11 protein-coding genes and 1 tRNA gene are annotated in these 13,644 nt (G+C 43.3%); 1 reads left to right on the top strand and 11 read right to left on the bottom strand.

What is annotated here, in order from left to right:
* Positions 1-224 precede the first annotated feature (224 nt).
* The 5 genes from BLW31_RS22505 to BLW31_RS22485 all read right to left on the bottom strand — a co-directional run bounded on the left by BLW31_RS22505 (position 225) and on the right by BLW31_RS22485 (position 6,956).
* A complete protein-coding gene (locus BLW31_RS22505) occupies positions 225-2,486 on the bottom strand; it encodes a GH92 family glycosyl hydrolase (protein WP_010536420.1) in 2,262 nt (753 codons plus the stop codon).
* A gap of 32 nt (positions 2,487-2,518) precedes the next feature.
* The gene (locus BLW31_RS22500; RefSeq protein ID WP_010536419.1) at positions 2,519-4,783 is read right to left on the bottom strand and encodes a GH92 family glycosyl hydrolase; all 2,265 of its coding nucleotides are present in this window, start codon (positions 4,781-4,783) and stop codon (positions 2,519-2,521) included.
* Between the two features lie 138 nt (positions 4,784-4,921).
* Positions 4,922-5,593, bottom strand: coding sequence for an RluA family pseudouridine synthase (locus BLW31_RS22495; RefSeq protein WP_010536418.1), 672 nt, complete (start codon positions 5,591-5,593; stop codon positions 4,922-4,924).
* Between the two features lie 9 nt (positions 5,594-5,602).
* Positions 5,603-6,349 (bottom strand): 3-oxoacyl-[acyl-carrier-protein] reductase, encoded by a 747-nt coding sequence (fabG, locus tag BLW31_RS22490; protein ID WP_010536417.1) that lies wholly within the window; start codon positions 6,347-6,349, stop codon positions 5,603-5,605.
* 16 nt (positions 6,350-6,365) lie between these two features.
* A complete protein-coding gene (locus tag BLW31_RS22485; protein ID WP_010536416.1) occupies positions 6,366-6,956 on the bottom strand; it encodes a TetR/AcrR family transcriptional regulator in 591 nt (196 codons plus the stop codon).
* Between the two features lie 238 nt (positions 6,957-7,194).
* Between BLW31_RS22485 and BLW31_RS22480 the strand changes: the two genes are divergently transcribed.
* Positions 7,195-7,267, top strand: a tRNA-Met gene (locus BLW31_RS22480).
* 321 nt (positions 7,268-7,588) lie between these two features.
* Here the strand turns inward: BLW31_RS22480 and BLW31_RS22475 are convergent.
* The 6 genes from BLW31_RS22475 to BLW31_RS22450 all read right to left on the bottom strand — a co-directional run bounded on the left by BLW31_RS22475 (position 7,589) and on the right by BLW31_RS22450 (position 13,626).
* Complete coding sequence (locus tag BLW31_RS22475) at positions 7,589-8,020, bottom strand: DUF4890 domain-containing protein (RefSeq protein WP_010536415.1); 432 nt, start codon at positions 8,018-8,020, stop codon at positions 7,589-7,591.
* 124 nt (positions 8,021-8,144) lie between these two features.
* The gene (locus BLW31_RS22470; RefSeq protein ID WP_010536414.1) at positions 8,145-9,044 is read right to left on the bottom strand and encodes an AraC family transcriptional regulator; all 900 of its coding nucleotides are present in this window, start codon (positions 9,042-9,044) and stop codon (positions 8,145-8,147) included.
* Between the two features lie 141 nt (positions 9,045-9,185).
* Positions 9,186-10,340: a lactaldehyde reductase gene (gene fucO / locus BLW31_RS22465; protein WP_010536413.1), complete on the bottom strand. Its 1,155-nt coding sequence runs from the start codon at positions 10,338-10,340 to the stop codon at positions 9,186-9,188.
* Between the two features lie 95 nt (positions 10,341-10,435).
* Positions 10,436-11,245 carry a rhamnulose-1-phosphate aldolase gene (rhaD, locus tag BLW31_RS22460; protein WP_010536412.1) on the bottom strand — a complete coding sequence of 270 codons (810 nt, stop codon included), beginning with the start codon at positions 11,243-11,245 and terminating at the stop codon, positions 10,436-10,438.
* Positions 11,246-11,346: 101 nt separating this feature from the next.
* Positions 11,347-12,366, bottom strand: coding sequence for an L-rhamnose/proton symporter RhaT (gene rhaT / locus BLW31_RS22455; protein ID WP_010536411.1), 1,020 nt, complete (start codon positions 12,364-12,366; stop codon positions 11,347-11,349).
* A gap of 3 nt (positions 12,367-12,369) precedes the next feature.
* On the bottom strand, positions 12,370-13,626 hold the full coding sequence (locus BLW31_RS22450; RefSeq protein ID WP_010536410.1) for an L-rhamnose isomerase: 1,257 nt from the start codon (positions 13,624-13,626) through the stop codon (positions 12,370-12,372).
* Positions 13,627-13,644 lie beyond the last annotated feature (18 nt).

Raw genomic sequence — 13,644 nt, 5'->3', positions numbered from 1 at the left:
GTTACAAAAAAATTAGGTAATAACAAAGCCCGGGCTTGGGAAAGTCTGGGCTTTGCGCATAAAAAAAAGTTGTGCCAGCATTTTGACACAACCTCTTCTTCTTTTTAGTTCCGTATCTCCTATAAATAAGAAAAACGCCTTCAAATATAAGCTTTCGCTAATAAGTTGAAGGCGTTAATCATCCTAACCAATACTTACACTTACCCTAAAAAAACTTCTTCCTCCTATTTATTCAAAACAATTGGCCGGTTAGCAGAAGCTTTGCCAAAGTTTTTATCCGGCTTTTTACCCATCTCGAACTTCAAGGTACTGCCGTTGATTATATCATTGTATGTAATATAACTTTTATGGTAAGGTTTGCCATTCAAGTAAACCTTCCGGATATAGATATTTTCTTCACTATTATTGGGAGCCTCTACTGTAAACACTTTGCCTCCACGCACTTTCACCTCTATCTTCTTAAAACGCGGGCTTCCGAAAGCAAATACACCGTCAGACGGGTTTACCTGATAGAATCCCATAGCCGAAAGAAGATACCAGGCAGACATTTGTCCACAATCTTCATTACCGATAATGCCATCCGGCCGGTCTGTATAGAAGTCACTCATGATGAAACGAACTTTTTCAGCCGTTTTCCACTGCTCACCGGCATAGGTGTAGAGATAGGCAATGTGATGACTCGGCTCATTGCCGTGTGCATATTGTCCGATAAGACCGGTAATGTCGCTGGAAGCGCCTTCACCCATACTGTCATTGTTCGTAAAGAAACTGTCGAGCTTGGAAGTAAACGGTTTGTCACCGCTGAACAGGCTAATCAATCCATAAGGATCTTGCGGAGCAAAAAAAGTATATTGCCATCCGTTACCCTCGCAAAAATCACCGACTCCATGAATAGAACGTGCCGGATCATAAGGAGTACGCCAGGAACCATCCTCCAGTTTCGGACGAATGAAGTGGATAGAAGAATCGAAATAGTTCTTATAGTAATGAGCACGTTTTGAGAATGTTTCATAATCAGCCGTCTTTCCCATCTTTTGTGCCATAGCGGCAATCCCCCAGTCATCTACTGCATATTCCATAGCGATAGAAGTGGCTTCGTGAACTTTATCTGCCGGAATGTATCCTTTTGCCAGCACATAAGGAACTCCATTCTGCCTTTCATAAGTGGCTGTCGCTTTCATTGCTGTCAAGGCTTCTTCCGCATTAAATCCGGTAAATCCTTTCAGGTAAGCATCTGCAATCACCGGAACAGAGCTATACCCCGGCATACAATTTGTTTCACCGCTCATCAAAGGCCAGATAGGAAGTTTGTCCTGTTGCCTATAAATAGAAAGCATTGAATTGACTACATCGTCTACCAACTCGGGTTGGATGATAGTCATCAGAGGATTCAGAGCACGATAGGTATCCCACAGGGAGAGAGTCGTATAGTTCGCCTTCTTCGGGTCTGTATAAATCATATCATTCATCCCCCGATACTCACCATTGACATCACAATACAGCGTCGGAGCGATCATCGTGTGATAGTGTGCGGTATAAAAGACACGTTTGGCAGCCTCGTCATCTGATTCTACGGTCATCTTTTCCAGTTGCTTGTTCCAACGTTCGCTGCTCATCTTCACAACTTTGTCGAAGTCCCAGTGAGAGAGTTCAGCTTGCAGGTTCATCGCTGCATTCTCACAACTGACGGAGGAAATAGCCACTTTAATCTTCACTTCCTTCACATGGCCGAAAGTCAGTACACTTTTCACCGATTCAACTTTCAGCTGGTCCCAGGGTTTGGGTGTATTATCATCATAAGCAGTAAATTTCTCTATCTTCTGATCGCTCTTCAGTACAAAGTATACCTTTCGGGACGGGCTCCATCCTCTGACATAGCGATAGCCCTCCACTGTATAATCATCCACTTTACGGATATAGCTATCATAAGCATTGGAACCGTTGCCTTCGCGCAGGTCAATCAGTATGGAAGCCGGTTTCCCTTCCGGATAGGTGTAACGGTGAAAGCCTACCCGGTCAGTAGCAGTCAGTTCGGCCTTGATATTGTACCTGTCCAAAAGTAAGGAATAATATTCCGGACGGGCTATCTCATTATCATGCGAATATTTCGACGCATATCCATCACGTATATCGTCCTGATTGCCTCTGGGAGTACGGATCTCATTGAGAGGCATAATCAGAATGTCCCCCAGATCAGTACATCCCGTACCGCTTAAATGCGTATGTGAGAAACCAATCAGGATGCTGTCGGAATAATGATATCCCGAACACCAGTCCCAGCCTTTATGAATATTGTTAGGTCCGAGTTGTACCATACCATAAGGGACACTCGTACCGACAAATACGTGCCCGTGAAAACCGGAACCGATATAGGGATCGACATACTGTAGCAATCCCTCACTCTTTGAATAGTCCTGTTTCGCCACTCCGCTCGTTGTCATAGCCAAAAAACAGGAAGCAGCCATTAATAGTTTAAATGTGTTCATCTGTATCTTTCTTATTTAGTTAGAATTTCCAATCACATCGCAAAGGAAGGCGGAACGGCATCGTCTCCGGCAGCCCAGGCTTTATTCGGACGTTTACCCATCACAAATTCCAATACTCCACCCTTCATGAGGTCTTCGTGGCTGAACCATGACTGATCCCATACCTTTCCATTCAGCTTTGCCGACTGAATAAACTTATTTTCCGGTGAATAATTCCGGCACACGATCTGAAAAGTTTTTCCGTTACTCAACCGAATAGTCTGATTCTCAAATACCGGGCTTCCAATCACATACATCGGCAGACCGGGAGTAACCGGATAAAATCCCATCATCGAGAAGACGACGAACGAAGTCAATCCGCCTCCGTCTTCATCCCCGGGAATACCCATCAGATCATTGCGGAACCATTGCGTCAACAAGTTACGCACCCGCTTTTGAGTACGCCAAGGTTGTCCGGCATAATTATAAAGATAAGGAATGTGCATGGCAGGTTCATTTCCCATCGAGAACTGACCGACATTACCCGTATGGTCACCAAACTGATGATGAAAATCCGGTCGTCCTTTCCCTAAAGGAGTACTATACATTCGTTCCAGTTCTTCTACGAAACGCTCCTTTCCACCCATCATATTCACCAGATCGGCTACATTGTGAGGAAGATCCCACCGATACACCCAACCGTTATTTTCATCATACGCATCGCGTCCGCCTACTCCGCTAGAATAGCGATAATCAAATGGCTGGATAAAGTTTCCAAACGAATCTTTCGGATGGAAGAAACAGGTTTCTTTATTAAATATCTTGTGATAGTTCAGGCTTCGCTTCAAGAAATAGTCTGCCTCTTTTTTATCTCCCAAAGCTTGGGCGATATTTCCCAGACACCACTCGTCATACACTGTTCCCAGAGTAACCGCTGCCGGCTGTCGTCTTTCCCACGAATGCACTTCGGGCACTGTTTCTTGCTCACCTACGGCAAGTGCGGGAAAGTATCCATGGTCTTTATAGAACTGATCCAATACTCCGGCAGGTTTGGACGACCAGGGAGCCAGTGTTTTTTCAGTAATGGCAGCTTTACAGACTTGATAGGCTTTTGCCAGATCAAATGAGCGCATTCCCTTATTATACGCATCAAGCACCGTCGCCACACCATGATTGCAGTTCATACGACGGCTGTCACCATTGATTTCCGGGAAAGTAGGCATCCAGTTGGGTTGCATCTGATACGCCATGCGAATCAATGAATTTACCATATTGCTCTCCATTTCCGTTTCAATGATGAGACGCAACGGATGAGTGGCACGATAAGTATCCCAAATCCAGTCGTCTACATAGAAAGGAATGCCTTCGTCATCATGTACCTGCCCGTCATAAGCACTAAAATATCTGCCATCCTCAGAAATACAAATCATGCGTTCATACGTACGATAAAGAGAAGTATAAAATACTGTTTTCTCGTTTTCCGTACCTCCCTTTACAAAAATCTTTCCCAATGTCTCATTCCATACCGAACGTCCCTTATCGGCTACAGCCTGCAAGTTGTAGTTCTTGATTTCACGGCGCAAATTTTGTTTTGCCTGTTCGGAAGAAATAAATGATACACCATAGCGAAGCAGTACAGAGGCTGTTCCCTTCGGATATTCCAGTATATAATAAGCATTATGTCCTTGCGTAGACTTATCTGTAGTGCGAATAACTGCCCCCTGATGAGTACCGATCTTCAAAGGCTGTTGATCTGTTTCCAGATAAATATAAACTTGTGTATGGTTACCCAGTTTCTGATAACCGCTGATTGACTTTCCGTCTGTTTTTAATTCTCCGTTGCGAGTGTTAAAGATCAGATAAGCAGGCTTGTCTGTCTGCGAAAAGTCTATCTGATAAATACCGGACTGGTGGGAAGGAGCATACTGAACATACATCCCGTCATCATCCAGATCAACACTATAATAATAAGGCTTGATAACTTCATTGTCGTATCCATATTGTATAATGCTGCCTGCCTTTTGTAATTCTCCCTGATAAGGGCTCAGATTGAAAGCCGAACTTCCCCGGTGACTGGTCACTATCAGCGGTAGTCCGTTAATTGTATTTCCGGTAAAATTCTCCCGTTCGGGATATACACGCAACATACTGTTAGGCAAATGAACCGTCGGATAAGTGGGTACCAGCAAATGACTGATATTTCCGATATATGGATTTACATAATCAACCGGAGTTCTTTCCGGTGAAGAATACATTTTTGCCGTTAGAAACTGGAAAGGAATGAGGCATCCCAGTAACAGATATAGAATTTGCTTCATGGTATAATTTAATTAAATAAAAGTTTTTATGATGCAAATATAGAATCTATTCCGAAACTATCAGGCTGTCGCCAGAGTTTACCATAGGGATGGCAGGGATATTTACTCTTTTGGCAAAAGAAAAAGGACTTGTACTGGCTAAAGCAGTTCAAATCCTTTCCATAAATTTCCTTCGGGAAGAGGGGCCACAAGCTCTATCAGCTCTTTAGACACTGGATGGATGAATCGTACCTTCCGTGCATGCAGACAAATACTGCCATCTGGATTGGAACGTGGAGCGCCATATTTAAGGTCACCTTTAATGGGACATCCCATCTTTGCCAATTGGCAACGAATCTGGTGATGACGTCCGGTTTTCAAATCTACTTCAAGCAGATAATAATTCTCCGAATGTCCGATCAGCCGGTAATCTAAAATTGCTTTCTTACTGTTCGGCACTTCTTTATCATAAGCAAAACTCTTGTTCTGCTTCTCGTTACGTACCAAATAATGCACTAATTCATTTTCCGGCTCCTTGGGGGCATTCTTCACCACTGCCCAGTAGGTTTTCTTCACCTCACCGGAACGGAACATCTCGTTCAGTCGGGTGAGTGCCTTACTCGTTCTGGCAAAAATAACAAGACCGCTTACGGGGCGGTCCAACCGGTGTGTCACACCGAGGAAAACATTTCCGGGTTTCTGATACTTCTCTTTCAAATACTGTTTTACAGTCTCCGAAAGCGGTGTATCTCCCGTCTTGTCTGCCTGGACAATCTCGGAAGCGGTCTTGTTGACTACAATTATATGGTTGTCTTCGTATACAACAGTCATGCTGTTCGATTACATGTTCATACCACCATCTACCTGAATCACCTGCCCCGATACGTAAGAAGACATATCTGATGCCAGGAAGGTAGCGATGTTTGCCACATCTTCAGGAGTACCACCACGACGCAAAGGAATCTTCTTTGCCCATTCAGCTCTTACTTCGTCAGAAAGAGCCGCAGTCATATCTGTCAGGATGAATCCCGGAGCAATAGCGTTGGCACGGATACCACGAGAACCCAGTTCTTGCGCAATAGACTTAGCCAATGCAATCATACCAGCTTTGGAAGCAGCATAGTTAGCCTGTCCTGCATTACCGTGAACACCCACTACAGATGCCATGTTGATAATGCTACCAGCTTTCTGACGCATCATAACAGGTGTACAAGCGTGGATGAAGTTAAACGCAGACTTCAGGTTCACGTTGATTACCATATCCCATTGCTGTTCACTCATGCGCATCATCAGACCGTCACGGGTAATACCGGCATTGTTCACCAGAATATCGATACGTCCGAAGTCCTTATGGATTTCTTCTACGACCTTTGCAGTATCTTCAAAGTTGGCTGCATTCGAAGCATAGCCTTTGGCTTTTACTCCCATTGCTTCAAGTTCTTTAGCTGTATTTTCTGCATTTTCATCAATGACAAGGTCAGTAAATGCAATGTTTGCACCTTCGGCAGCAAACTTCAGAGCGATAGCCTTGCCAATACCACGAGCGGCACCAGTTACAATGGCTGTTTTTCCGTCTAATAATCCCATACTAAAAGTTATTTAATTAAATTTCTGTTCTATGCAGTGCGCCAAACACAATGTTGGACACATATTTATTTCTAGTTTCTTCGTCCAGATGAGCCCCTATATGACCGCGGATGTAAGGTACCTCAATCCCCTTTACGCAATAATGTATCAAATCGGCTGTCATTTCTACATCGTCAATGTGGAAGACACCCTTAGCCTGCCCCTCCAATAATACTGCTTTGAAAAGTTGTATTTCTTTCGCATCAAACTTCTTACGAACCTTTTCCACCCGCCATATATCACGGAAGAAATAGGCCCGCAAAGTTCCATTTCGGTAAACTACCTCTTTAACTGCATCCAGCCGGGTATAAATCATCTCCAGCATTTTCTTGTCCGGCGACATATCTCTTTCGGCCACCCGTTTCATCATATCCGACAAGATATCCAGTTCCGATTCTACAACAGCCAGATAAATTTCATCTTTACTTTTAAAATAGGTATAGAGTGTTCTTCTACCTTTTTTCGAAGCAAGAGCGATATCATTCATCGTAGTATTCTCCACCCCCATCTTTGCAAAGAGCTGGCGGGCAACGTCTACTAACTTGGCTTTCGTTTTTGATACGGTCATAGGTTATACTAATTGCACATTGCTGAATATTTTGAGCAAAAGTAATTCTTTTCTTTAGACCACACAAGAAAAAGCGCAGAATATTAACATTTGTATATTAATAGGTACTAAAAAAAGTTCTGGCAATATTCCTCTCATTTTCAATACAATAGAGATTATCCGATATTTTTTCTGAAAAATAACTGGAGAATAATTTGTTTTATTCAAGAAAAGCCGTACCTTTGCACCCGTTAAACATCGCGGAGTGGAGCAGTTGGTAGCTCGTTGGGCTCATAACCCAAAGGTCATTCGTTCGAGTCGGATCTCCGCAACTCAATAAAGAATCGCTTTTTAAGCGGTTCTTTTTTTATCTCTCCCCTAATAAGTTCAACCGTCCCCGGTTCCTTTATTCACAGGTCCATCGTGATATCAACCATGTTTTCAACAAAGTTATCAACAGGTTAATTCATTAACAACAAAGCTATTAACTATATAAGAGAATCGTTTTAAACAAGCCAGAATTGACTTATTCACAATCTCATAAAAAACAAGCAAAAACCGCTTGAACACAAAAAAAAGATACTACCGAAAATCAGCAGTATCTCCTTTATTCTTCTTCCGTAAGGAAGTACATCCATTCATTACAATCTATATTACCCTTGCCTTTTTTGTCGGTTCTGACGCCCTTCTTTCATCTGTTTCTCACGCTCAGCCTGTTTTTTCACATAGCTATCATATTGTTCCTTAGTCAGAATCTTCTTCAGCTGGGCATCATAATCCTCACGAGATTTCTTCATTTCCGCTGCCTTCTTTTCACGTTCTTCTTTTGTCATCCTAGCAGCTTTATCATCTTTAGAATGTCTACCTTGATTAGCAGCCATTTTTTCCACCCAAGCAAGGTTTACATCCAACAGTTGTTGTTTCTGGTCTTCATTCAGAGAGTATTCTTTCACCATACGCTCCGTCATACGCTGCGCACGGGTTTTCGGGTCCATCTGCTGTCTTCCGCCCTGGCGATTACCTTGTGCCATTGCTACACCACTCATCAGTAGTAAAGCTACCATCCAAAATACGATTCTTTTCATGTCTCTTTTCTTTTTATTGTTAATCTGATAATAAACTGATTGCTTAATTGCAATATTATCTTTGACCAGATTAAAGAGGGAAAGTTAAATCGCATCAAGAAGATTAACAATAAATAACTTATTATTATCCTTCCCGACCGAACGAACGGTATTCAAGCGGAGTAAGCCCTGTACGTTTTTTAAAAAAGGAGAAGAAGTATTCGGTAGACTGGAAGCCTAAGAAAAAAGAGATTTCTTTCACCGATTGGGAAGTACCCACCAGCATCTGTTTGGCTTTACGAAGTTTCAGTTCCTGAAAATACTTGGCAGGTGCATAACCGGTATATTCCTTAAAAACCCTGCGAAACCATGAATAACTGATATTCAGCCTCATCGCCAACTCTTCCGGGTCGATATTGCCGGATACATTTTCATTCATAAGTATCTTTGCCTGTTCAATCTTCTGATCGACATCACTCATCTCAAAGACCTTATTCTTGGAAATAGAAAGAATCATACCTATCATATGGAGTACGATGCCGGACAGGTATTGCTGGGCAGATATTTTATCCGCCTCCGCCACCTCCAAAGCACGAGAAAACAAAGACACCAGTTCTTCGTTTATTCCAACCTCCAGTATCTGCCTTTCCGGAGAAAGAAAGGCATCACCCACAATTGCATCAATTGTCGGCCCTTCAAAACCGATATAATATTCTGTCCATCCGGTCTGACGCAACGGATAATAGGTATGCCACTGTCCGGGAAACAGCACCATCAGCCGACCTTTACAAACTTGTCTTTCAGGAGTAGAATCGGATGAAAACAAACCACGCCCTTTCGTTATATAGACTAACTGATATTCCCGCAACACCCTTCCTTTTTCAGCATTGAAAAAGTAGCCGGACGGATGTTCTTTCAACGGATAAGGAGAATCGGGAGGGATAGACTGGTAGCCAACTGTATTTACCCACAGACCGAACTTACGGTCCATGTCATTTACAATCAAGTATTTAAATTCTAATCCCAGATTATTTTCCTCACTCATACAGGCGTGTTTTCATGTAATTGAATCGAACAAAAGTAGGAATTATTTTCAAAAAACACATGCTAAACAATAAAAAAACATCCGGAGTACCTGTTCAGATCCTCCGGATGCCTATAAAAAACAAACCTTATTTGATTCGTATCAGAATGCTTTCCGATACAATACTTCTATTTCCGCTACCGACGTAGGACGCGGATTACCTCCTGTACAAACATCATTAAATGCAGCTACCGCCAACGCCGGAATATCTTCCTCCTTTACATTAATTTCATGCAATTTCTGCGGGATACCGATACTCAAGGAAAGCGCTTTCACTGCTTCAACAGCAGCCTTCACCCCTTCAGCTTCAGTCATACCGTCTGTATTGACGCCCATCGCTTTGGCAATATTAATATACTTCGGAGCCGCCGGAGATTCAGCATTGTACTCCATTACATAAGGCAACAGCAAAGCATTGGCAACACCATGAGGAGTATCATAGAAAGCACCCAGCGGGTGAGCCATAGAATGCACAATTCCCAGACCTACATTAGAGAATCCCATACCTGCAATATATTGAGCCTGTGACATTGCTTCACGGGCAACTGTATCTTTACCGTTATCTACTGCCGCTTTCAGATTCTGAGCAATCATTTCAATCGCTTTCAGTTCGAACATATCACTCATAGCCCATGCCCCTGGAGTAATATAACTTTCGATAGCATGAGTCAATGCATCCATACCTGTAGCGGCAGTCAGCCCTTTCGGCATAGAATACATCAGTTCCGGATCAACAATAGCTACGGCAGGAATATCGTTCGGATCTACGCAAACCATTTTCTTACGTGCATCCTCGTCGATGATTACGTAATTGATAGTCACTTCAGCTGCAGTTCCGGCAGTGGTAGGCAATGCAAAAGTAGGAACCGCTTTATGTTTGGTATCAGCCACACCTTCCAAAGATTTCACGTCAGCAAAATCCGGATTATTCACAACAATACCAATCCCCTTTGCCGTGTCGATAGAAGAACCGCCACCTAAGGCTACGATAAAGTCGGCACCGGAAGCCTTATAAGCAGCCACACCATTCTGCACGTTGGCAATTGTAGGATTCGCCTTCACATCACTATAAAGTTCATACGGAATATGGTTGTCATCAAATACTTTTATAATTTCAGCAGCCACACCAAATTTGACAAGGTCTTTATCTGTCACAAAAAAGGCTTTCTTAAAGCCACGTCTGGCTGCTTCCACAGCAATTACACTCCGGCATCCTGCGCCGAAATAAGAGGTCTCATTCAGAATAATGCGATTCATAGTTGTGTCATAATTTTAAAGTTACCGCAACATTCCCCATTCATAGAAAATGCCGCGGTCGCTAAAGTAGATAAATTCAATGATTTATACAAGTATTATTTAGGAAGATTGAAAGCAACAGACATTTCTTTCATTTGTTCCTGAGTCATACCATCCGGTTCGAAGCCCATATTTTTGGCAGCGATATAAATTAATGCCGACTTATTCAGTACATCAATCTGGTCAAAAGCCTGCATCACATCGCAATCAACAGCAAAGACGCCATGCTTTTCCCACATTACCACATCATAATCCTGCAATTCCTTGATGGTAGCGTCCGCCAACTCTACCGAGCTGGGTAATTTATAAGGAATGATACCCAACCCTCTCGGACAGAATGCTTTCGTTTCGGGGATCATGCTCCATAACAGATTGGTTGCCACATCTTTCTGAAGGAACTTTTCGCAATGTGTCATCGCGATCAGCTCAATCGGATGAGTATGCACAGAAGCCTTATAAGGAGAATTCTTACTCAGCAAATCATTATGCACACTCAGATGAGAAGGCAATTCCGAAGTCGGTGCAACTGCCTCATCGGCTATGATAACATAGCTGGCACAGTCATCCAGGATACGAATAACCGAACCATTTTCCATCGGCCAGCGAGCCAGATCACGCATGCGTTTATTAGTCCCTTTACAATAGAAATAACACCCTTTCAGATATGGCAATGTAACGCCAATAGGTTTTACTTCACTTATCGGTTCCATCCGGCGAATTTCATCGTCAACAAATTCCGTGATATTAACAGTGATATTACCACCGTTACGTTCAGCCCATCCTTTTTGCCACAAGTATCCGGCAACTTCAGCCACCTTATTAACTTCCCTGGCAAGTGCCGGACGGTTTTCTAAAATTGATTTCATATTATAATATAATTTATTTATCAGGCACGGATTACACGGATTTCACGGTTAAAGAGCCATGTATTAAAACCGCGTTATCCGTATTATCCATGCCTAAAATTTTAAAACAAGTTCGGGAACACCAAAGAGAAAATCAGAATCACCAGACCACAAACCAATACTGTGATCGTTTTGGTAGACACTCCTTTCCACTCTTTCAGGATAATTCCCCATACATTACTAAATGTCACATTCAATGCCATCAGGATACACCACGAAAAAGCCAGCAGCACGGGACTTCCCGTAAGAAAGCTCTTACCCATTTCCAGTCCGAAGAACTGCATGTACCACAGTACACCAGCTAACGCACAGAACACAAGATTGTTGCCCCAGACTTTACCTTTGGCATAGTCACCGACAGACTTATTAGCTACATTCTGCTGCAGGCAATAAGCGGCATTTGTCAGAAATCCGCCTAAAGTCACCAGGAAGATTACAGGAAGACCGGCATAAAGTCCGTCCACTCCACCTGCCAAAGCAGCTTCCTTGATAGGAGTTCCCGCATCCAGCCCTAAAGCGAAGCAGGCACTCATCACACCCGCAAGAAGCGCCACCAGCAATCCCTTGGTCAATGCGAAATCCTTTACGGCAGCACGTTTTTCTTCTTCACTCATATTCTGCGCACGCAAGCCACCGGCATAACCGATAACAGCAATACCCGCCAACGTAATACAAACACCTAAAAGAAGAATCAATCCGTTACCTTCGAAAAGGTTAGTTCCGGCAAAGATAGCAGGAAAAAGAGTTCCGAATCCGGCACAAGTACCCAATGCTATACTTTGTCCGAGCGCAACGCCCAGATAACGCATGGAAAGTCCAAAAGTCAATCCGCCTATTCCCCATAATATACCATAAAAGATGCTCATTCCAGCACCTCCAGCTCCCCACAAGTCGAACAAACTGCCTCCTGCAGGTACCCCCAGCAGTGATCCCAAAAACGGGAACACTAACCAGGCAAACACACCTTGCACTAACCAGAAGCTTTCCCAGCTCCATTCCTTCACCTTATTAATAGGCACATAGGAACTGGACTGGCAAAAGCTACCGATGGCTATAATCAATAAGCCAATTAGAATATCCATAACTTACCGTTTAGAAGTTACTTCCGCTTCGTACTTTTCGATTTCTGCAATGAAATCTTCGCCTACCGGCACATTGTTCTTTAAGCAGAACATATCCCATACCGCATTCCATGGAAGAGCTTTCTCTTCTTCAAGCAGAGCCAGACGCTGGAAGCCCTGACCGTTAGCTTCGTATTCACGCAACTTGGCAATCGGTTCAAGCAAAGCACGTGTCATACATTTCTGAGCAGCACGGCTACCGATAACGTAAGCACCGATACGGTTGATAGAAGCATCGAAATAGTCGAGACCGTAGTGTACGCGTTCCAATGCACCGCAACGAACAATTTCACTGAACAGTTCCATTGTAGGATCATCCATAATGGTTACGTGGTCGGAATCCCAACGAACCGGACGGCTTACGTGCAGCATCAATTCGGGCACATAAAGCAAAAGAGAGGATACTTTGTCGGCAACACTTTCAGTCGGATGGAAGTGACCGGTATCCAAAGTTACCATCTTGTTACGGGATGCGCCATAACCGATGTAGAAGTCATTGGAACCTACTGTATAGCTTTCCAGACCGATACCGAATACTTTTGATTCAATACAGTCTTTCATGTTTTTATATTCAGTAGCAAATATCTGATCCAGAGAATCTTTCAACAATGCACGATATTTCATGCGGTTTACAGTGATATCCTTGCTTCCGTCATGTACCCAAAGATTCATGATACACGGGTCACCCTGCGCCTTACCCATTTCTTCGGCAACGGCACGACAACGTTTGGTATGCTCAATCCAGAACTGACGGATGCCCTCATCCGGATTAGACAGTGACAAATCACCAGATTTCGGATGTGAGAATGAAGTAGAGTTAAAATCGAGTTTCATGTTATGCTCTTTACCCCATTCAATCCAGCTCTTGAAATGTTCAGGCTCTACCTGATCGCGGTCTACCACTTTACCTTGAAAATCTCCGTAGATTTCGTGCAGGTTCAAACGGTGTGTACCCGGAATATAAGAAGCGGCTTTCAGAATGTCGGCACGCAGTTCATCTATATTGCGAGCTTTGCCCGGATAATTACCGGTTGCCTGAATACCTCCGCTCAGTGCACCTGCCTGCACTTCAAATCCCGTTACATCATCAGCCTGCCAGCAATGAAGTGACAAGTGGAAGTCCTGCATGGTTTTCAGTACCTTTTCAGTATCTACACCTACTGCTGCATAGCGTTCAACAGCAATCTCATACGCTTTCTGGATCATTTCTTCTTTTTTCATGATATTCTATTATTAAAA

It is taken from the genome of Bacteroides faecis MAJ27 (genome assembly GCF_900106755.1).
GTDB classification, from domain to species: domain Bacteria; phylum Bacteroidota; class Bacteroidia; order Bacteroidales; family Bacteroidaceae; genus Bacteroides; species Bacteroides faecis.
This window is presented reverse-complemented; position numbering and strand designations above follow the sequence as displayed.